21 protein-coding genes are annotated in these 21,167 nt (G+C 47.8%); 5 read left to right on the top strand and 16 right to left on the bottom strand.

Annotated features, from left to right (window positions below; genetic code table 11):
* Positions 1-29: 29 nt before the first annotated feature.
* The gene (gene rluC, locus ACO6VG_RS16675) at positions 30-1,013 is read right to left on the bottom strand and encodes a 23S rRNA pseudouridine(955/2504/2580) synthase RluC (protein ID WP_422133339.1); all 984 of its coding nucleotides are present in this window, start codon (positions 1,011-1,013) and stop codon (positions 30-32) included.
* A gap of 571 nt (positions 1,014-1,584) precedes the next feature.
* Between rluC and rne the strand changes: the two genes are divergently transcribed.
* Both rne and ACO6VG_RS16665 read left to right on the top strand, forming a co-directional pair.
* Positions 1,585-4,536, top strand: a complete 2,952-nt coding sequence (gene rne / locus ACO6VG_RS16670) for a ribonuclease E (protein ID WP_422474782.1) — start codon at positions 1,585-1,587, stop codon at positions 4,534-4,536.
* Positions 4,537-4,832: 296 nt separating this feature from the next.
* Positions 4,833-5,198: an RING finger domain-containing protein gene (locus ACO6VG_RS16665; RefSeq protein ID WP_422474780.1), complete on the top strand. Its 366-nt coding sequence runs from the start codon at positions 4,833-4,835 to the stop codon at positions 5,196-5,198.
* 196 nt (positions 5,199-5,394) lie between these two features.
* Here the strand turns inward: ACO6VG_RS16665 and ACO6VG_RS16660 are convergent, their stop codons facing one another.
* The 10 genes from ACO6VG_RS16660 to ACO6VG_RS16615 all read right to left on the bottom strand — a co-directional run bounded on the left by ACO6VG_RS16660 (position 5,395) and on the right by ACO6VG_RS16615 (position 15,118).
* Complete coding sequence (locus ACO6VG_RS16660; protein WP_422137096.1) at positions 5,395-6,159, bottom strand: DeoR/GlpR family transcriptional regulator; 765 nt, start codon at positions 6,157-6,159, stop codon at positions 5,395-5,397.
* Between the two features lie 164 nt (positions 6,160-6,323).
* Complete coding sequence (locus tag ACO6VG_RS16655; protein ID WP_422133336.1) at positions 6,324-7,781, bottom strand: L,D-transpeptidase family protein; 1,458 nt, start codon at positions 7,779-7,781, stop codon at positions 6,324-6,326.
* A 171-nt stretch (positions 7,782-7,952) separates the two neighbouring features.
* Positions 7,953-8,966, bottom strand: a complete 1,014-nt coding sequence (gene murB / locus ACO6VG_RS16650) for a UDP-N-acetylmuramate dehydrogenase (RefSeq protein ID WP_422137718.1) — start codon at positions 8,964-8,966, stop codon at positions 7,953-7,955.
* Positions 8,967-8,969: 3 nt separating this feature from the next.
* Positions 8,970-9,452 carry a low molecular weight protein-tyrosine-phosphatase gene (locus ACO6VG_RS16645; protein WP_422133334.1) on the bottom strand — a complete coding sequence of 161 codons (483 nt, stop codon included), beginning with the start codon at positions 9,450-9,452 and terminating at the stop codon, positions 8,970-8,972.
* Between the two features lie 25 nt (positions 9,453-9,477).
* Positions 9,478-10,269: a 3-deoxy-manno-octulosonate cytidylyltransferase gene (gene kdsB / locus ACO6VG_RS16640; RefSeq protein WP_422133333.1), complete on the bottom strand. Its 792-nt coding sequence runs from the start codon at positions 10,267-10,269 to the stop codon at positions 9,478-9,480.
* Entirely contained in the window at positions 10,269-10,490 is a 222-nt protein-coding gene (locus ACO6VG_RS16635) for a Trm112 family protein (protein ID WP_422133332.1), read from the bottom strand. Before ACO6VG_RS16635 ends, kdsB begins: the two co-directional genes overlap by 1 nt.
* A complete protein-coding gene (gene lpxK / locus ACO6VG_RS16630; RefSeq protein WP_422133331.1) occupies positions 10,471-11,532 on the bottom strand; it encodes a tetraacyldisaccharide 4'-kinase in 1,062 nt (353 codons plus the stop codon). The genes ACO6VG_RS16635 and lpxK overlap by 20 nt, the downstream gene beginning before the upstream one ends.
* A gap of 96 nt (positions 11,533-11,628) precedes the next feature.
* On the bottom strand, positions 11,629-12,057 hold the full coding sequence (locus ACO6VG_RS16625; RefSeq protein ID WP_422133330.1) for an ExbD/TolR family protein: 429 nt from the start codon (positions 12,055-12,057) through the stop codon (positions 11,629-11,631).
* Positions 12,057-12,686: a MotA/TolQ/ExbB proton channel family protein gene (locus ACO6VG_RS16620; RefSeq protein WP_422133329.1), complete on the bottom strand. Its 630-nt coding sequence runs from the start codon at positions 12,684-12,686 to the stop codon at positions 12,057-12,059. Before ACO6VG_RS16620 ends, ACO6VG_RS16625 begins: the two co-directional genes overlap by 1 nt.
* Before the next feature lie 131 nt (positions 12,687-12,817).
* Entirely contained in the window at positions 12,818-15,118 is a 2,301-nt protein-coding gene (locus ACO6VG_RS16615; RefSeq protein ID WP_422476303.1) for a DNA internalization-related competence protein ComEC/Rec2, read from the bottom strand.
* A 486-nt stretch (positions 15,119-15,604) separates the two neighbouring features.
* Between ACO6VG_RS16615 and ACO6VG_RS16610 the strand changes: the two genes are divergently transcribed.
* Together ACO6VG_RS16610 and ACO6VG_RS16605 are read left to right on the top strand one after the other, a co-directional pair.
* Complete coding sequence (locus ACO6VG_RS16610) at positions 15,605-16,132, top strand: DUF2062 domain-containing protein (RefSeq protein WP_422133328.1); 528 nt, start codon at positions 15,605-15,607, stop codon at positions 16,130-16,132.
* A 196-nt stretch (positions 16,133-16,328) separates the two neighbouring features.
* Entirely contained in the window at positions 16,329-16,619 is a 291-nt protein-coding gene (locus ACO6VG_RS16605) for a hypothetical protein (RefSeq protein WP_422133327.1), read from the top strand.
* 177 nt (positions 16,620-16,796) lie between these two features.
* On the opposite strand, the gene ACO6VG_RS16600 is transcribed toward ACO6VG_RS16605, so the two are convergent.
* The gene (locus ACO6VG_RS16600) at positions 16,797-17,342 is read right to left on the bottom strand and encodes a hypothetical protein (RefSeq protein ID WP_422474778.1); all 546 of its coding nucleotides are present in this window, start codon (positions 17,340-17,342) and stop codon (positions 16,797-16,799) included.
* Positions 17,343-17,366: 24 nt separating this feature from the next.
* Positions 17,367-17,705, bottom strand: a complete 339-nt coding sequence (locus ACO6VG_RS16595) for a hypothetical protein (RefSeq protein WP_422476332.1) — start codon at positions 17,703-17,705, stop codon at positions 17,367-17,369.
* On the opposite strand from ACO6VG_RS16595, the gene ACO6VG_RS16590 reads away from it, so the two are divergent.
* Positions 17,680-18,168, top strand: coding sequence for a lipocalin family protein (locus tag ACO6VG_RS16590; protein WP_422476301.1), 489 nt, complete (start codon positions 17,680-17,682; stop codon positions 18,166-18,168). The two genes, ACO6VG_RS16595 and ACO6VG_RS16590, sit on opposite strands and share 26 nt — an antisense overlap.
* Before the next feature lie 607 nt (positions 18,169-18,775).
* On the opposite strand, the gene ACO6VG_RS16585 is transcribed toward ACO6VG_RS16590, so the two are convergent.
* The 3 genes from ACO6VG_RS16585 to ACO6VG_RS16575 form a co-directional block, all read right to left on the bottom strand.
* Positions 18,776-19,324 (bottom strand): hypothetical protein, encoded by a 549-nt coding sequence (locus ACO6VG_RS16585; protein ID WP_422474776.1) that lies wholly within the window; start codon positions 19,322-19,324, stop codon positions 18,776-18,778.
* Between the two features lie 33 nt (positions 19,325-19,357).
* Complete coding sequence (locus ACO6VG_RS16580; RefSeq protein WP_422474774.1) at positions 19,358-19,993, bottom strand: hypothetical protein; 636 nt, start codon at positions 19,991-19,993, stop codon at positions 19,358-19,360.
* Between the two features lie 670 nt (positions 19,994-20,663).
* Positions 20,664-21,053, bottom strand: a complete 390-nt coding sequence (locus tag ACO6VG_RS16575; protein WP_422474772.1) for a GNAT family N-acetyltransferase — start codon at positions 21,051-21,053, stop codon at positions 20,664-20,666.
* Between the last annotated feature and the right edge of the window lie 114 nt (positions 21,054-21,167).

The following is a 21,167-nucleotide window of genomic DNA, read 5'->3' as shown; positions in this document are numbered from 1 at the left end:
AAAAGACGCCATCAATATCCAAAAAAATATTAATTCCTGATCGTCTCAAGTACATCCTCAAGATCTTCCGGCAAAGGGGCATCAATTGTCAAAGACTGGCCATCCGGCAGAACCAGCTTTAGTTTGGCGGCATGAAGAAACAGTCGCTTCAACCCGAACTGCCTGAATCGTTTATTATCTTCATCTGGCGTGTATTTATCATCTCCAAGAATCGGGTACCCGGCGTGCAGACAATGCACCCTGATCTGGTGCGTTCTACCGGTAACCGGACTGGCCTCTACCAGAGTGGCTGCTTCATTGGCGCAACTGAATCTCTCAAGCACCTGATAAAGGGTTTTTGAACGCTTACCCTCTAAATCCACCGTCACCATCCGCTCTCCGGATCGAAGGGTATTTTTCAGCAAAGGGGCATTCACAAGAACTTTCCTGCTCGGCCAGCGACCCAGGACGAGGGCGTTGTAGATTTTACTGATTTTATCTTCCTTCAGCTGAGCATGAAGATAACGAAGCATGCTTCGCTTTCTGGCAATCATCAGGCAGCCCGAGGTATCCCGGTCCAAACGATGCACCAGTTCCAAACTTCGATCCTGAGGACGGATGTTTCTCAAAGTCTCAATAACGCCATAGGAGATACCACTGCCACCATGAACAGCAATACCGGCTGGCTTATTGATGATAATCAGAGATTTGTCTTCATAGAGGATGGCATCTTCCAGCTTCTGGATAATAACAGCCCCAGGCGTTGCCATGGGAGCCTTTTCAGAAATCCTGACAGGTGGAACCCTTAACAGATCTCCATCCTGAAGCCGGTAATCTGCAGTTACGCGCTTTTTGTTTACTCGTACTTCACCTTTACGGATGATTCTGTAAACCCGGGTTTTGGGCACACCTTTGAGAATCCGTACCAGATAATTATCGACCCGTTGCCCGGCATCTTCGCTGTCAATATTGATCATTTTTACCGCTGGGCGGGGTTCTCCGGCTTGCCGGGAATCGTTCTGATGTCTATCCATTGCGCTATAGTATCAGCTTTCCGTCATTTGAAGCACTTACAGATTACTGGTATAGTTGTTGCACTGCCTTATGCATATACGAGTAGGCAGTTCGATTTACGAATCCTGAGAGCGGCCGACAGCGGAATTGGCAAGTACGAAAGAGCCATAAAGCCACTTGAACCAGAGCCGATGACACTCAGGACAGATGAAACACCATCACGGCCCAGCCGTGTAAGATAAACAGCGCTACTCTCTGTCAAGCAGTGCACCCCCGGATTCCGGGCGTGAGGAGAACTCCGGGAAGATTGACATTATAATCGGCCTACTTTTTTATCGAGCCAATCGCTATCGATAAACGCCGAAAATTCCCGGTAAAACTGAATTTCCCCGCCCAGGGTGACCCGTCTGAATTAAGACCTGGTCACCGGTTTGATGCTAAATAGTTACAAAGCTGGTTAAAGAAGTACTGGGAAGTAACCCTGATAGCACAGATTATAAACCGGCAGTTCCGCATCAGTGACGGACCGGAAGACAAGAAAACGGGCAGTGCCGGCTTGAGAGGATAGCCTCTTAATGTATTCGGTACTCTATGAAGAGAATGTTAATCAACGCAACTCAGTCTGAAGAGTTGCGCGTCGCGCTGGTTGATGGCCAGCGCCTTTACGATCTGGACATCGAGTCCGGCGCTCGTAAACAGAAAAAAGCCAACATCTACAAAGGAAAAATCACCCGGGTTGAACCCAGCCTGGAAGCAGCTTTTGTCGATTTTGGTGCTGAACGTCACGGATTCCTGCCCCTTAAGGAGATCTCCAGGGAATACTTCAGCTCCCCTCATCAAGGTGGTCGCCCCAACATCAGGGACGTTATCAAAGAGGGGCAGGAAGTCATTGTTCAGGTAGATAAGGAAGAGCGCGGCAATAAGGGCGCTGCTCTCACGACGCTGGTCAGTCTGGCCGGTCGTTATCTGGTTCTGATGCCCAACAACCCAAGAGCCGGCGGCATTTCGCGTCGCATCGAGGGTAATGAACGGGCTGAACTCCGTGAAATCCTGAGCAACCTCAAGATCCCTTCCGAAATGGGTGTTATTGTCCGCACAGCAGGTCTCGGTTGCTCCGGAGATGAACTGCAGTGGGACCTCGATTACCTGCTTCAACTCTGGAGTTCCATCAAGGATGCGGCACAAAAGCCAGCACCTATGCTGATTTACCAGGAAAGCAACGTCATTATCCGGGCAATCAGGGACTATCTGCGTCAGGACATTGGCGAAGTTCTGATCGACAAATCCAGCGTATTTGACGAAGCAGTGGATTTCATCACGCAGGTTATGCCCCAGTACCAGCACAAGGTCAAGCTATACAAAGACAGCATCCCGCTGTTCAACCGCTTCCAGATCGAATCTCAGATCGAAACAGCTTTTCAGCGTGAAGTTGAGCTGCCTTCGGGTGGTTCCATTGTCATTGACCCCACTGAAGCCTTGGTTTCCATAGATATTAACTCCGCCCGGGCAACCCGTGGTGGCGATATTGAAGAAACGGCACTCAACACCAACCTGGAAGCGGCCGATGAAATCGCCCGTCAGCTCAGGCTCCGTGATATCGGCGGGCTGATCGTGATCGACTTCATCGACATGAGCCACAACCGCAATCAGCGTGAAGTCGAGAATCGCATTCGTCAGGCACTCTCCATGGATCGCGCACGCGTGCAGACCGGACGTATTTCTCTTTTCGGACTGCTGGAAATGTCTCGCCAGCGTCTGCGCCCGTCACTGGGTGAAACCAGCGGTGTGGTCTGCCCAAGATGCTCTGGCCAGGGCACTATCCGTGATATTGAATCCCTGGCCCTGTCAATCCTGCGCCTGATGGAAGAAGAAGCTCTCAAAGACAAGACTTCTGAAATCCGTGCCCAGGTGCCGGTCGCTGTTGCTGCCTTCCTGTTGAATGAGAAACGCCAGACCATCGCCAAGATTGAGAAGCGTCACAAGATTCGCATTGTTGCGATTCCCAATCCAAACCTGGAAACACCGCATTACGACGTACAGCGTCTGAGAGATGATCACGTGCTGGAAGGCTCCGAGAGCAGCTACGAAATCATCACTGCCGACGAGCCACAGGAAGAAAAAGTAACCTCTTCACAGACCAGGGCAACTCCACGTCAGGAAGCGGCGGTTAAAAACGTAGCTCCATCTCAACCCGCACCCGCTCTGGCTGAAAAACAAGGCCTGCTGAAGTCTTTTGTCAAAGCAATTGGTGGTCTTTTTACGGCCGAAGAAGCCTCACAAAAGCCTACCCAGGCTGAAACCCAAAAGCCTGCTCCTCAGCAGCGCCAGCCAAGAGATCGCAATAATCAACAGCGCGACTCTCAGCAGCGAGATCATCGTGGCCAACGCCAGCAACGCAACAAGCCACCGCACCGCAAAGAGCAGGCTGATGATCGTCAGGCTCGGAATGAGCGCCGTCGCAGTAGTCGCCAACAGGACGAGAGAAGAGACAACTCGCCCCGTCAGGAACGCGTTGCTCGCCAGCAGCCGGAGGTGCGCAGCTCTCGTCGCCAGCAACAGGAAAGAAGAGATCGCCGTGAGCCTCTGACAGATCAGAAACATCAGGATCAGGCCATTTCCGAGCAGCAGGAAGATAACCGTCGCCGTCGTCGTCCCGGCTCTGCACATCGCAGAAGAAACAACCGTCCCTCCCAGAGAGATCGTAGCCAACTGGAACAGCCCTCACTACCCTCTCTGTCTCAGCCTGAAGAAGGCAAGACGGAAGTACCATCGCAACCTGCTGCCGCCAGAACGAGTGCAGCTGTAAAAGAACCTGTAGAACAGACCTCTCAAAAACAGAGTGCTAAACCGGCTCTTCAGCAGGACCTAAGGGCCTCTCAGGAAGTAGAAGCCCCACTGAAAGCACCGACTGAAAAGATGGCTGCCAGAGAATCTGAACAGAAAGCATCCCACCAGCCAGAAAGGGTCGATGCTATTGCCGAAACGCCAGCAACAAGACAGGCTGAGGAAGCGGTTAGCAAGGCAGCTCCTGCCAACGGGCAGAAGCCTCAGGCTGAAGATACCCGACCTGCTAACCCACCAGTTGTTGAGGCACCTGAAACTGCAGCGCCTCGCATGACTGAAATGGCCAAGGCAGTCGCTGCCAGCAGCCACAGGGAAGCATCCCCTCTTCAGCAGCCAAATGTTCCGGTTCAGCAAAGCATTGAGCCCACAGTCGCAAAAGCAGAAGAACCTGCCAGACCCGCAGCTCCAGTGATTGAGACCAGCAGGGAAGTCGCTCCAGAACCGGTTGCTGAAGCAGCACCTCAACAGCAGGAGGCACGCAAAGCTGCCAAACCTGAGGCTGCAGCTGAGCCAACATCAAATATTGTTGAGTTCAGCAAGAAAGAAGAACCTGCCCCCCGCCGCAGACGCAGCAGGGCTCACAACGACCCTCGCATGAAGCGTCGTCAGGAGCAACAGCAGGCTTCAACAGCCCAGCAGCCCGAAAGCAAGCCATCTGAAGATGAGCAACCTGCAGTCTCTGCATCACAGGAGAATTAATAATCAAGCCCGGTGAGCAATCATCGGGCTGTTATGACTCCACTGATGAGAGTTCATTATTTCCACGCTGTCATATTGCAATGACGCCCATAAAAAAGGAGAGGCAATACCTCTCCTTTCTTGTCTTAAGGCTCATATCTATGCTTATTACGGGAGTTGGAAAACACGATTGACGTTGCAACTCCGATTACATCGTTACCGCTTTTCAATAACCACCAAAAATGCAGAGGACCAGGGAACTAAAAGAGATAACGCAGGTCTAAAAAATATAAGCCAAGTAAACAGGAGTAAATATTATGAACGTAATCACGAGCCCTTCTGACCAATATTACTGGCCCGCTACTGAATATATGAAAGAGGACGAATGTCCTGTTTGTTATTTTAGTTTTGCAGAAAAAGAAGTATCGGTTACCAAATGCGCCCACAATTTTCACACATCCTGCCTGGTAACCTGGCTAGAGCATGGTGATGTATGTCCTATGTGTAGGACTCCCCTCAAGGAAAGGACAACCCAGCGAGAGGACTCACCTGTTCATTTCTTGATAGAAGCTGATAACGTCACATCTATCCAGCACCCGGAGGGTCCAGACCTTAATACTTTGTATATGTCAAATTTGTTGTTTCAAGCTCGCGTCAACTTCATAAATAGCGATAGCATATAAGCTAGCGGACTTTAATCTCTGAGATAAGAGCTTGTTCTTCTTCACCTGAAAGTCCGCCGGATTCTGGTTAGTATATGGTTGAAAGTCCTTTAACGGATGAAAATTTAATCTGGTATGGCTACAAGTGCTTTTTGGTTCTCTTTAACCATTAACCTTTTTTTGAGTAAAAGCACTTTTTATGAGCGACAGTGATCCGTTATTCGCAAATTACCATCTCTATCGCGCAATTTGCCATAACCTCTTTAAGCGGCTCAGGTGGCTCAACATCCGTGAACAGGACATCAATCTGCTCAAGATGACCCAGCCTGACCATAGCACTGCGACCATATTTACTGTGATCCGCTGCAAGGAAACAGTGTTTGGCATTACCAATCATGGCCTGAGCGACCCTGACTTCATGGTAATCGAAGTCCATCAGGGCACCGTCCATATCGATGCCACTGATGCCCATGACGGCATAATCCACTCTGAATTGCTCAATAAAATCCCGGGTTGCCTGACCGACAATACCGCCATCACGATTACGGACTTCCCCCCCTGCAATGACAACGGTAAAGTCTTCGCGCTGTAGCAAAATTGACGCCACATGAAGGTTATTGGTAACAACTCTTAACGCCTTGTGATTCAACAATGCCCTGGCCACAGCTTCAGTTGAAGTACCGATATTGATAAACAGTGATGCACCATCGGGGATTCTTTTTACCAGCTCGGCAGCAATACAAGCCTTTTCTTCACTCAGGCTCATCTTGCGCTCTGAATAAGCCGTGTTGACTGTACTACTGGACGGCATACCTGCACCACCGTGATGCCTTGAGATCAGGTTCTTTTTGTCCAGCTCATTCAAATCTCTGCGAATCGTTTGGGCAGCCACTTTAAAGTGTTGCACCAATTCATCGGTCGTCATAAAGCCATGCTGACGAATCAAATCAACAATCAATTCCTGACGATGGGTCTGAGGTATAGAAGATACAGCAGCTGTCTTGGCAGTCATCCGAAAACTCTTGTCAGCTAAAACACCCTGCGCAGCAGAGTGTCAATCCATGGAGATATTCCAATCAATCCCTTCAGGATACCAACTTCAAATGCTCGTGGCGAAGAAAATTCGAACGTCTCCAGTGGTTGCAATTACAGTCCGGACAGCAATGCATCATCCAGATTGTAGATATCCTGCCTGAAGCGGACACGACCATGACTGTCTGGCCAGGCAGTGAAGTAAACAAAATAGAGTGGAACAGGCTTTCTGAGTTTTAACTTGCCCGTCTCCGAAGTGGCTTGCAAAGTCCTTGCTTCATTTTCCATTCCCTGGCTTTTAAGAATATTGCCAATTAAATGTTCAATATTTTCAACCCGGGTGCAACCGGAACTGAAGGCTCTGACAGATTCCTTAAAAAGATCCGGCTTGTCAGTATCATGCAGGTAAATACTGTAGGCATTGGGAGAGTCGAGCTTATATTTGCCCAGTGGATTCACCTTCCCCGGCTTCTGCTCCAGACGATAGGGAAAGACTCTGCGATTGTATTTTTTCCAGTTAATCGTGTCAGGATCCAGCTCTCTTGCAGTTGACTTCCAACTTTCATACACAGAAAAACCCTCACGTTTCAGGAATGCAGGATCTTTCTGAGCCCTCCTCAATATCGAAGTCGAGGAAATAGAGCTAGGTACCCGCCAGTATGGATTCACTGTAATACTCTCTATACTTTCCTGAAAAATCGGAGTCTGGCGAGAAGGCTTGCCAACAATGGCGCGATAAAGCCTCTGCTTTCTTTGACTCGTCACCCAGGCCACATTAAAACCGGCAATATCCACCAGCACATGAGGATAAGGCAAGGATCTGGGCATCCACCTCATTCGCTCCATATTCACCTTCAGGACTTTGATTCTCTGAAGGGTTAATGCAATCAGAGCCTGACGAGTGCGCTCACCTACATATCCGTCTGCACGAATTCGATACTGCTTCTGTAATGTCTTGACCACTGACATGTGGGATCGACTGTAATACCCTGTCGGCAGACGATCAGCCAGATCCAGATCAAATAACCATTGGTTCAGAATCAAAATGGAAGGATGCCGATCCCCTTCTTGCAGCACCATACTGGACGGAAAGTGATCAGCAGCCGTCTCCAGATAGGTATAAAACCGTTGTAGCGCTCTCATCAACAACTCATATTGCGGCAGCCTGGGCTCAATCATATCAAGCGAGTTAGAGTCCATATGCTCCTGCAATACAGGCAAAGTAGCTGTGTCTGCAATTCTCCACCCCGGCTGATAAACCCTTCTGTCCAGTCGCCCGGTATCCAGATAAGCCGCGAATTCGTAAGCGACTTTTCGAACATTCTGCTCGGAGGGATCAATCGCCAGCTGCAACCACTGACTCTGTGGAAATTCAATACCATGCAGGGGTGCTGTCGACATCCAGCTGATCAACTGCTCACTGGAAGCAGCTTGTGAATACCCTTCACTCTTGATTTGGATTTCGGGATCTGAAGATACTGAAGGAACTGATAACCAGTCCTCGGCGGACACGGTTGTAGCAGATAGGTTAACAAAGAGGTACGGCAATACTAACGATAGAAAAACACGCATGAAAGCTCCATTTACAGTACAAGCCTCACTGCATAAAAGGCTTTCATCGAACAGAAAACATCTCGCACTTTCTTAAGAGTAGACAGCCTGAAAAAGGGAGTTTTTCTTTATCATCAGAAGGGAAGGAGAATGCCAGAAAACTGGCACTCGTGATTGGAAAAGCTCAAGAAATTAATAGACTCTTGGCTCCATCTCCAGCTCGACGCCAAATTTATTACGAACCACAGACTGAATATGCTTGGCCAGCCCCAGCAAATCATCGGGCTCTGCTCCACCATGATTGACCAGTACCAGAGCCTGCTTGTGATAAGTGCCTACCGATCCCTGACGAAAACCTTTCAGACCCGCCCTGTCGATCAGCCAGCCAGCGGCCAGCTTCCAGCGGCCTTCAAAGGGATAAGCGACGATATCAGGGTAATCTGCCTGTATCTTCTTCAAAAGTGCTTCATTCACTACAGGATTCTTAAAGAAGCTACCGGCATTACCCAGTTTCAGAGGGTCAGGCAATTTTTCCCTGCGAATATCAGAGACAGCCTCACTGATCACAAGAGCATCAGGGTTTCCGTCTGAGCGCCGCTCTACTTCCTGCTGTAAATCACCATAAGAGAGTTTGGGCGACCATCTGGCATCAAGAGCAAACGAAACAGACGTGATTATAAAGCGGTCTCGAGCTGATTGCTTGAAGATTGAGTCACGATAGCCAAACCGGCAATCCTCAAGAGAAAAGCTTTTCAGTTCTCCGGACTGGATATCCAGTGCTTCCAAACTGCGAAAGTAATCTTTGATTTCAACGCCATAGGCCCCAATGTTCTGAATCGGTGCTGCTCCAACACTCCCCGGAATCAGGGAGAGGTTCTCAAACCCGAACGCCTGTTCAGACAGAGTCCAGCGGACAAACTCATGCCAATTCTCACCCGCTCCCGCTGTCACGGTGACACATTCATCTTCACGGGAGATCACCTTTTTGCCAGGAATATTGATATGGACAAACAGAGCCTCCTGATTACCACTTAACACCAGATTGCTACCACCACCCAGGGGAACGAGGGGTAGATTCTTTGTGTTTGCAAAAGCAATGGCCTCGCGGAGATTCTCAACCGAAACGGCATCAACGAAATAACGGGCATTGACCCTGAAACCAAAGGTGTTCAGGGTCTGGAGGGAATAATTTTCAAGAATTCTCATGAACTACCGCAATTCACTCCGATCATGATGTTTGATGTGCTCCAACAGTGACGCCCCGCCCTTCTCAACCAGAGACAGCACCTCGGTAAAACCCTGCGCCCCACCATAATAGGGATCAGGCACTTCACGTTCCGAAACATCACTGAAAGACAGAAAAAGTTGTACTTTATGGCGGTACTCAGGCGGGCAGATATCCAGCAAATCCCGGAGATTACTCTCATCCATGGCCAACACATAGTCAAACTCTTGAAAATCGGAGGTCAAGACCTGCCGTGAACGAATAAACGACAGATCATAGCCCAGACGTGAAGCTTCTGCTATTGACCGGCCATCGGGCTCTGCTCCCTTGTGCCAGCTACTGGTACCGGCTGAATCCACCCCGATCTGACCAGATAAACCGGCCTGCTCCACTAAATGAACAAACACACCGTGAGCGGTGGGAGAACGACAAATATTACCCAGACAGACAAAAAGTACCCGAATCATTCTTTTACCCTTGCTTGGCTGCCAATCAGGAAATATCTGCCAGCCTGTTCTCCATGAGCCCCCTGATCACTTCAAGATCATCTTCCGTATCAACCCCGTGGGGAGGTGTCTCCATGGCGTCAGCCACATGAACACGATGACCATTCCAGAGCAGTCGCAACTGCTCAAGCGACTCAACGGACTCAACCGGACTCTGTTGCCACTGTACGTATTGATTCAGCAGGTTGACACGATAGGCATAGATACCGATATGGCGTCTGAAAATATCCACCTTAGGCAGAACTTTAGCACTGTCAGCAAAGTCATCTCTGGCCCATGGCACAGGAGCACGACTGAAGTAGAGAGCAAACCCTTCATGATCAGTTACTACCTTGACTACATTGGGATTAAACAGATCTTCCCGATTTCGCACAGGCTCCGAAAGGGTCGCAGCACCGGCCGAGTCAGCCTGGATGAGATTATTAGCCACCTGATTAATGACTTTTGCCGGAATCAGTGGCTCATCCCCCTGCACGTTAACAATCACCTCATTGTCACCCATCTCATAAAGGCGGGTAACCTCCTGAAGACGATCGGTTCCGGAAGGATGGCCGGAGAGCGTCATGCAGGCCTCGGCATCGAAACTTTCAGCCACTTTGACAATACGCTCATCATCCGTCGCGATAATGACGCGAGTGGCGTGGCTCTCACAGGCCCGCTCATAGACGTGCTGAATCATGGGCTTACCACAGATATCAATCAGCGGCTTGCCGGGCAGACGACTGGAGCTGAATCGGGCAGGAATAACAACAGTAAACGCAGCATTGGAAGCACTCATCAGGCTGACGTATCCTCTTGGGAAGAAGTCGCCTCACCACCTTCAAGCCGCTCATCAGCAGTCAGGGTGCGGGCTTCGTTTTCCAGCATAACAGGAATACCATCACGAATGGGATAGGCCATGCCGCAGGGACGACAAATCAGCTCAGCCGCTGATTTGTCGTATTTCAGATTGCCCTTGCAGTGGGGACAGGCCAGAATCTCAAACAGCTTCTTGTCCATGGGTATCCTTATCAGGCCGGCTCTGCGGCCCTCGAGTTTCAATCAGTGTCAGAATTCGTTCAAAAACCGGCTCAGGCACCTGTGCCTGGACCGGCAGAAACCAGAAACGGGATTCTGCGAAAGCAGAACATTTTACTGCATCCTTGGCCGTCATGATAACGGGCAGATTGTCCCGAAACTGAAAATCTTCTTTCCTGAACCCATAATGATCGGGAAAAGGATGGGGAATCACCTCATACCCGAGCTTTTCCAGCGTTCTGAAAAAGCGCTCAGGATTACCTATGCCTGCCACTGCATGTATTTTTCCGGAGGCAGGAGGCAGATCTGCTTTTTGCCCATTGACAGGCTTAAGCACACCTGGCTCAAGGGAAAAATGCTCAGAGTGACAATCCAGCGTTCCGGAGGGCTCGCCATTGATCAGCACCTGATCTACTTCCCGGAGTCTGCCAGGGGGTTCCCTGAGAGGTCCGGCAGGCAGAATAAGACCATTACCCAGCATTCTCTGGCCATCAATCACCACCAATTCAACATGGCGATCAAGATTATAGTGCTGAAGGCCATCATCAGCGATGATCAGATTACAATTTTTCTGTTCAATCAACGCCTTCGCTGCTGAAACCCGATCCGGGTCGATCATAACCGGAATATTCAACTGCTGAGCCAACATCACAGGCTCATCCCCGACCAGAGCAGGATCAGAGTCAGGCAATACTTCTGCGGGTAAATGAATACCCTTTCCGGCCCCAAAGCCTCGACTGGCAATCCCGGGCTTGAATCCCTGCTGGATTAATTTTGCCACCAGACTGGCCACAAAAGGCGTTTTACCGGTGCCCCCTACCGTAATGTTGCCAACGATAACAACAGGAACAGGCGACTGCCAGCGCTCGGAGCGCTCTAGTTTTAACCTGCGGTTTTGGGCTATTCGAGCGTATAAAAAGGACAATGGAAGCAACAGTCGGGTCCAGCACCCACAGCCATACCATGACTTGAGAACCGAGTCACTGAATACTGCCTGCCAACGACGAGATTCCTTGCTTTCCATGAGGGGTCAGTTGCTCTCGTAAGAAAAAAATGCCAACGCAGTCTTTCGTGACTGCGTTTGTACCAGAGGTAACAGGCCTTTCAGGCTCATTTACCCTTACTGTTCCGATTCTACTGGTTTGCGCGTTGTCATACTGAGGTTGGCAAAACCGAGCTGACCGGCAGCATCCATGGCGGTGACTACTGACTGATAAGGTGTCTTGGCGTCTGCCGTAATAGTAAGAGGCAGATTGGAGTCTCCCTCACTGACTTTTGCCAGAGCGTTTTTCAATGTCTCCAAACCATTGTTCAAAAGAGACTGGCCATTCACCGCATAATGACCTTCACGGCTGATGGTAATTTCCACCTGAGTTTTCTCAACAGACGCGCTCTGCTCGCCACTGGCTTCCGGTAAATCAATGGCCAGCTGGGTCTCTTTGGTGAAGGTCGTCGAGACCATAAAGAAGATCAGCAACAGAAAGACCACATCAATCAGCGGTGTCAGGTTCAGCGAGACTTCTTCCCGGGACTGGCGACGAAATTTCATCACTTGCCCTCGCGGTCTTTCAGCTTACGCTCTCCCTGAAGCACTTCCACCAGCTTGGTGGCTTCCTGCTCCATGGTCACCACCAGCTCATCCACACGACGGGTAAAATAACGGTGAAAGATCAGACTGGGAATCGCAACGGTCAGACCGGCTGCAGTGGTGATCAGGGCTTTGGAGATCCCCCCGGCCAGCACACCGGCATTACCTGTACCTTCCAGCATGATCACTGTAAACACATCAATCATGCCAATAACCGTGCCCAGCAGGCCCAGTAAAGGGGCAATGGCAGCCACCGTTCCCAAAGTATTGAGATAACGCTCCAGCTCATGGATAACCCTGCCAGCCTGCTCCTCAATACTTTCTTTCATGATATCGCGGCCATAGCGGGCATTACTGATGCCTGCAGCAAGGATTTCACCCAACGGAGACCCACCCCTCAAGCCACTGACTTTCTTGTTGTCCAGATCATTATTCTTTATCCACTTCCAGACCTGAGACAAGGTATTTCTGGGCGCAATACGCGACGGTCTGAGTGTCCAGAGACGTTCAAAAATAATCGCCATGGCAATGACAGAACTAAGCAGGATTGGCAACATCAGCCAACCACCGGATTTCACCAACTCGAACACAGCTCATTCCCTTCCAGAAGCCTGTTTAATGGAAAGACTTTATCACAGAGCATCGGTTTAAAACCACGCACACCTGCGTATCAACCCTAATATTGCCAACAACACGAGTGCAAACATTGGAGACCCCCTCCTCAGCGCCACCAGTATCTGGCACTTTCACTTTTGTATTTCTTCACGGTCTCAGGCTCCTTCCCCATAACAAAGCTGAGGGTTCCTGAACTGGCCGTGTTGAAGAGAGTCGCTCCCAGTTGTTCAACCCGGCTCAGGGTCTCTGCCGCCGGGTGTCCAAATGGATTTCGATAACCCGATGACACCAATACCTGTGATGGGTTGACCTGAGATAGAAACGCCTTTGAGCCTGAAAAGCGGCTGCCATGATGGGGAAGCAGAAGATAATCTGCCTCAAGGTTTTCAACCTGACTGATTAAATAAGACTCGGTTTTTTTGCCAATATCGCCGGTCAGGAGCAACTTTTCAGTGCCTGCTGTCACTTTCAAAACACAGGATCGCTCATTATCAGTCACCGATAACCGACTGCCTGACAATACCTCGAACGCCACTCCATCCCATTGCCATTTCATTCCGGGCAGACAGGGACTCATTGCCCCTTCAAACCCGGCAACCGCAGAGCCTGAAATAATCTCTGCTTCAGGATATCGCTGATGAATCACGTCAAGCCCACCGGAATGATCATTGTCACCATGGGAAATCATGACACGGTTCACCCGGTCAATACCAAAGCGATTAAGGTAAGGAACAATGATGCCATCCACCGAGTTGAAACGACCTCTGGAAGCCACTCCGGTATCATACAGCAGTGTCTTTCGACGAGTTTGCAAGACCACTGCAACACCCTGCCCCACATCCAGTACGGCTACTTTCACTTCACCTGTTTCAGGATAATCCTTGATGGGGAAAAACAGAGGCAGAAGAAAAAAGGGGAAAAGCACTCTTAACCCAAGCCCTCTGGGTGAAGCCAGAATCAATACAGCTGCTGCCATCAGGACAACTTGTATCAGTCCTATGCTGACCTCGGGCATAAAGACTGGTAATGATGACACGGCGGCTAATCCCATATCCCATAACCTGAAAGCACCATCCAGAAAATGAAGAATCCCGTTAGAGACCGAAGTGAAAACAGGCTGAAGGGCCAAAGCAAGAAAAGCTGCTGGCACGACCAGCAGTCCCATAACAGGAATCGCAACGAGATTAATCAGCGGTGAAAACAGAGATACTGACTGCTCATTGAATAACAACATGGGAGCCAGCATCAGGAAAACCAGCCATTGAGGTTTCAGCCAGAGCTTCGACCTGCCTCCCATACTGACATCGTCATCAGCTTTCATGCAAAGCCGTCCACAACAACCGAAAAGCAAAATACCCACCGCCGAAAAGGAATACCAGAATCCGGCACTGGTTATAGCCAGAGGTTCGATAGACAATACGACACAAAGCGCCAACAGGAACAACGTCAGGGGTCTGGCTTTAATACCCAGTAAAGGGCCTGATAATGCCAGACCGGTCATCACCAGTGCTCTCTGAACCGGTACCGTAAAACCTGCCATAAAGGCATACATCAGGGCAAACAGGAGCCCTGCTCCAGCGGCGTACCGGGGTAAGGTAATCTTCCTCAGAGGAACAACGCCTGTTCGTGCCAGCATCATCATTAACCAGTAACCTGCTGCTGCCATAAGACCTATGTGCAGACCCGAGATCACCATTAAATGAGTGGTACCCGTCTGATTCAACCACTGCCATTGCTGCTGAGAGATTCCTGACTTGTCACCAATTAACAGCGCCGATAACAAGCCAGCAGAATGCTCGCTGCAATGTTGATAGAGCCAGTGTCGCACAGCACTTCTAAGGCGACTTCTGAAGAAAACCATGCTATCTGAAGTCGCTATTTTCTCGCCTGTTTTGACATACCCCGTAGCCTGAATATTCTCTCTGGCTGCCCAGGCCTCTCTGTCGAAAGCCCCGGGACTTCGATTGCCGTGAGGGTGCTTGATCCGAACCTGTAATGTCCATAACTCTCCAGCCTGAACTTCAGGTGCCCGGTACCAGCTGAGTCGAATCTTTTTAAGATACCCGGCAGTCTCTCCCTCCAGCGTTTTCACATTAAAATCAAAGCGGGTAAGATGCGGGTGATAAGCAGGAATATCAGAGATAAATCCTGTTACTATCATCGCTCTACTTTCTTGCTCCGTGTTGATCCAGCTCTTCTTAAGCCCATCAGCATGTAAAAATCCTGTAAAGATTCCTATTAACCCCAACCCGACATAAAGGAGAACAGGCACCGAAAAATCATTCGGGAAATAACTAGCACCGGGCAAAATGCTCCGAAGGCTTCGATAAACTTTATAAAATCTCCGGAATCTCGACACTCTGCTTAATGGCACTGAATCTGCGGTTTGGGCGGCTCCAGCCTCCATGATGACAGACAGCAGCCCCGTTATAATCAACAGCACGCCCAGGACGCCGATAACCCTGATAGACATATCGCCTGGTATTGTCGGAAAAAGAACCGTCAGCACTATTCCCGATAAATAGCTACAGTACCCTGTGGGAAGATTGATAGTGTGTTTCATTTAATCAGTGCATAATGTCGCGCTTTTTGCAGAGAAGACAAGGGTCAGACCCATGATGAGTTTAACGCTTGGATCAGGCTCTCAGCATAGTCATCAAGATTGGATTATGCTGAAAGGTGTGCTGGTTAGATGGCTTTTAACCAACCAATTCTGCAAGGCAATGACAGGCTGAGTGATAAACACTCACAAGATTGCCTGATCAAAACAACCGGAGACGACCGACTTTTAAGGTGAGAATCACTAAACTTGATTCGCTGCTTATGGAACGGTATTTCCACACTGAAGACTGGAAATCAGTCTCAGATCAAAGAAAGAGTACAGTTAAGGGACATGGCGAGGAAACTGATAAAACGCTATCTGCCGGATCCGGGAACCATTAAGAACAACCGACATCTTCGGTTTCTGGGCAGTACTATCCATGACGCCAACCTCTGGCACCTGAATCGACGCTCTGCAGCCAGTGCTTTTTTTGTGGGTGTGTTTTGTGCTTTTATCCCCATCCCTTTCCAAATGGTTGTGGCTGCTGCCATGGCCGTTGTATTCCGCTGCAACCTGCCCCTCTCGGTGGCTCTGGTCTGGATCACCAATCCGGTCACTATGCCAGCCATATTTTATTTCACCTATAAGGTGGGATGCTATATTCTGGATGTCCCCATCAGCGAAACCTCTTTTGAGCTCTCGGCACATAGCGTGGGTGTTGAATTGGCCAGAATCTGGAAACCTCTGTATCTGGGTTCATTAGTTACCGGTGTAATTCTGGGTTTTCTTGGCTACCTGCTGATCAGGCTATACTGGCGCTGGAATGTCGTTCACAACTGGCGCCAGCGACGCAAACGTACAATATGCAAAAAGTCATAGACCCTTCTTTGCCCAAGTTTCCCTATGGCCAGTATTCCAGTCCAGGGTTATAAAAGGGTAAATTTCACTTAAAATGCGACATTTTTATTCTATTACTATGGACAGGAGATCGCTGTCTTCCTATAGTTATCGCCATGAGTTAAAGCACTCACGTTTCGAAAACTTTTTTTGACTTCTCGGTAATCCAAATACTGCCATGCAAAGAAGCTTCCAAAAGCGCAAGCCAAAGCTGGAAGGTCGCGGTGTGCTTGAGAACATCAGCACCGAAGGCCCTCACAGTGACTGGCTGGGTATGCCCGATTATTACATTCATACACTGACCATATCCGATGATGAGTATAAGTACCTCTCAGCCGACAAGACCTTGGATGTTAATGTGGGCGATACCATCGTCTTCCGCTATAAAGAACAGAGCAATGAAAAGCGTATCGACAAACGCTCGCTGGGTATCTACATTGATCCAAGCCAGTATATGAACGATAGCTGATCGATACTTCCCGAGCTGCACTTCCGCTGAAGTGCAGTTTGTGCTGGGTGCAAATCCATATAGCCTTCCTTCCAGCAAGCTCCCCATTGATGGACCCGATAAAATTCAGGGCTGCAGCTGCATGCCCAAACATAAGTCTCACATCATCGTTATTGATAGCCATCCATGGCTCCACCCTTATTCTACGTAAGGATATGCAAGCGTCATTCGATGGTTAGAAAGCTTTATAGTCACCTTTGATTGCCATGAAGGATCATACCTCTCCACAACACCTCGCACTGTCAGATAACTCTTAGAACCCTTTCCTATGAATTCACCATTAATCTCCCCACTTAGCGTCTTCCCATGAAGATTGATGTTCTGAAACCAAAAACTGAAATGGTTACCATTGCACAGGTTGGCCAAATCCGCTGAGTTGCCATAGGGATTAACCAAAAAATACTCTTCTCTGCCATCAGGAACCAGTTGCAGGGTCAAAATCATAAGACCGCCAGGATTCACATGCAGTTTCAGGAGGAGTTTGTTAATGCCTATGTTATGCAATTTGGCCAGATATTTAGCATCAAGCCTGTAGGTCCCTGCTGGAATGGCGCAAGGAGTAATCGCATGTCCAAATACATGTGGCGGGGGCATTGTGTCGTAGTTAGGATAAGGTGGGAACTCAAAGCCAATGGCAAAAACCAGCTGTGGAATAGCCCATAGGCTGTACCAGTATCTTTTCATGATATTTTACCTTTTCGTCAGGAATCAGAGCGTTAATGCGTATTGACCAGATTCTTCAGGATAGGCGAAAGATAAGGTCTGTTCTGCTAATACAGGGTGGTTATTATTGTCTCGATCGAAAGCCAACGAATTCTGGCATAAATCCATCAGTACCATAATCATCAATTCGATGGCGATGGTGCCCAGGGCGTAAAGATCAATAATCTTTCTGGACAGAGGGGAAACCCCATCTTCACGACAATAGATGTTTAATTGCTTCCAATCCCCTAAAATCCCCATATCATTACCATGAATAAAAAGAGGATGACTACTTGTGAAACTCATTGCCTGCCTGGCTATGTTCGCAATACTTTCGGGCTGCACAGGAATTCCCGAACACCTAAAGCCAGTAAAACCTTTTGACATCGAAAAATATATGGGCAAGTGGTTTGAAATTGCCCGACTGGATCATTCCTTTGAGCGAGGACTGAGTCAGGTCACTGCTGATTACACCTTACAAAGCGATGGTTCTGTCAAAGTGATCAACTCTGGCTACTCCGAAAAAGACGATGAATACCGTCAGGCAACAGGCACGGCAAATTTCGTTCGACACAGTGATGAAGGCTATTTAAAAGTCTCTTTCTTTGGCCCCTTTTATGGCTCTTATGTCATCTTCGAACTGGACCAAAAGGACTACCAGTACGCTTTTGTCAGCGGTTATAACAAGCATTATCTATGGCTTTTGTCCCGAACCCCTGAAGTGAGCCAGAAGTTAAAAGAACGGTTTATCCAACAATCCGCTAAGCTCGGATTTGATACTGACCAGTTAATATGGGTCAAACAGTGATAGTCAGAAACAAAACCGTCAGGGCTGAGAACGCGCAACTTTCTCAATCCTTCGGCTGGCCACCTACCCAGCTGGATCATGCTTAACATATTCAAATATCTGACACTCCCCGCTCGTCGCTTCACTCTGGGCGAGGATTCTCGATCGCTCAAATTACCATTGGTCGCCAGCACAGTCACAATCAGCTTTCCAGTATTCGACTGGAAATGAATTCCTATCATTTTATTTATTTTCAAACGGAAGATTACAGCGAGGTAAAATACGGAATCTATGTCTCAGCGGGTGGAAACATTTACTTTATTGCCAGATCTGGCGTTCATCAATTCAGGGATGGGGGCACTCTTTGCCTTCATGTTCACGCAATGCTCTACCGTTTTAAAGTTCGGCAAGTAAGGTATGTAACAAACATTATCAGGCGCAAGTACTCACTTCTACGTTTAAAGACAGTTGTTCTTTGATTCCGATAAACTGGATTAAGCACCAATGGCATACCTTGTCAAAGTTCAACTACCGGCAACACCACTAAAGCAAAGACGAAAAGAAAATTTCTAATACAGCAACTCAAGATACGTTGAGTGATAGAGACGAAAACATAAGCCTATGACTTTTATTTTTTTGTCGAAGCTCTGATTACTTCCATAAATTTATCTCCGGACTCAGAGTCATACATTTTATTTTCTGTTAGAATTTGATCTATTTCTGCCACCTTGAAAGACAAGGCGATAGATTCCTCTTTAGTAATATTCGCCAAAAGCAGCCTTAAAAAACACATAGCTGTTTTTACCTTCATACAATCAATTTTGGCTAATGCTACACAGGCAGAAGTGATATTATCTGCATCAGATCCATTCGTACCGGAAAACAGATTTATCTTACATAAAGCCCTTGATTTATTTATTTTATGCAATCGGTCAAAAAATAAATCTTTCCTGCTGGTACCAGTGTGGTGGTGAGTTGAAAGAAGGGAAGAATAAGCACAAACTGCATCTTCAGCGAGAGGCATAGCTCTCATGTAAGCGGTACTTTCCAGCCCCTTAACCAATCCAACATAAGGGCTCATGTCATAGAAATCAAACAAGTATTCATAGGCATTGGAAATATTGAAATAAGACACTTCAAGTCCTTCTCCCACCAGCATTTTAAATAAACTGGCCATGTCTTTTTCTGAAAAATAGTTTGCTTCTACAGCCTATATAGCATTTTTTTTCAAGGCTGACTTAAATTCATCAAATCGTCTTTGAGATGAAAAGCAGTGTAGCTCTCCCATTGCTTCTTTGTACATTTCAGCAGATTTCAGAACTTTTGATTCGTATATCTCAATGGGAATCCCTTTACGTTTTAAAAAATCCAAAGATAAATGAACCACCTCATAATACTTTTTTAAATTAACCGAAGTTAAATTACTTAAATTCTTTAGCAACTCTCCAGTAAAATTCAAAAGTACTGGATCAATGTCAACTTGTATTATTAATTCTGATATAGATGAAAGCTCAGGAATACAAGATAATAAGCCTGACTCACCCGTGACAATTGATACTCTTCTTGCGCTTATGGGGCATAATTCACGAAGCCCGGTTATCGTACTGACTAATGAAAGCTCACTGCCTCTAATACCACCCGGATACTCGTTAGTGAACCAGAAAGTTGTTTCTGGAGTAAGATTTGTTATTTCCGAAATAGGAAAACGCTTTGCAAGCTTCTCAGCAACCCCTCTCACAGTATAATGTGAAAAATTACCAGACAATTCTTGTTTAGAAGCTGAATTACAATGCTCTCTTGTTATACTTTCCGTACTTTTGGCTGATATGCTTAGGTCAAGATTCATTTTTGATTACTACCTTATAAACCACCTATACCTTTAGACAATGTTTTTATTCTTTTGTTCAAAATAACAAAACGAGGAGGTAAGTCCTGCACCGTATGTAACAGAACCCCGGAAGCTTTCTGATTTGTCGCAATTCCAAGCCACGTGCCTGAGAGTCAGGTAGCGGGGATAAGCCCGGAAGCTTTGTCCACTTTAACAAGGAAACGTCGTAACAGTGTTTTCCAACAGTTGCTCAGGGCTATTCCCCCGACACCAGTTCCAGAAGATCATCGATCGTCATAATAGCGTCCATCAACCCAGAACATGGGATGCTCCCCCTCCCAAACGGCTTTAAATGAGCCCAAAATGGAGTTAACCATTTAAACTGGATTAGTCCGAGCGAACCACCCATGACTATTTCAGTACTGGGTATCAATATTGGCAAGAACAGCTACCATCGTTTGGTGTTGATGAACAGGGTCGCAAAGTTATCAGAAAGAAGTTGTCCAGGAAACATCTGCTGGAATACTAAGCCAATCTTGAGCCATGTATTATTATCGTGAAAGCCTGTGGCAGTGCTCATTACCAGGATCAGTTACTTAAGACATATGAGCATACTGTCAAGTTAATCTCATCCCAGTTTGTTAAGCCTTATGTCAAAACCAACAAGAACGAGTGCAATTATTTTTCATCATTTATCAAACAGTAATTGCACCGTTTTCATGGACAAGAACATACGTTCCCGGTCACTTTCTTTCGTTAAGGATTCAAAGCCAAACTGTTCATATAAGGCCGCAATATTATCATTCAAACAGTCAACAATAACAGCATAAGCCCCCATATGAGCATTAATGTCGTATAAGTATTCAAGAGCTTTGATCAAAGCAATCTTTCCAAGCCCCCTAACCTTGAAGCCTTTATGAACCGCAAGTTGTGCTAGCAAAAAAACAGGCACAGGATAGCCCGGTAGTTTTTTGGCTAACGACGCTGGAAGCGTTTTTCTCGAAATAGAGCCCGGCGCAATGGTGTAAAATGCACAAATCGGGTATTTACCATCCGGCATAGGTTTAGCGGTTGGCAAAAGGATTATCCGGCTGATAAAGAATCTAATGAGCCGGTTCAAAGCTGAGAGTAGTGGCGCCAAAGAAACCTTGACTATTGGGCTCCGCGCAAGAGGCCATTAAAACAGCCAGAT

This window comes from Endozoicomonas sp. ALB032 (assembly GCF_049310125.1).
GTDB lineage: Bacteria > Pseudomonadota > Gammaproteobacteria > Pseudomonadales > Endozoicomonadaceae > Endozoicomonas_A.
The sequence above is the reverse complement of the archived record's forward strand: the minus strand, read 5'-3'. Positions and strand labels throughout refer to the sequence as shown.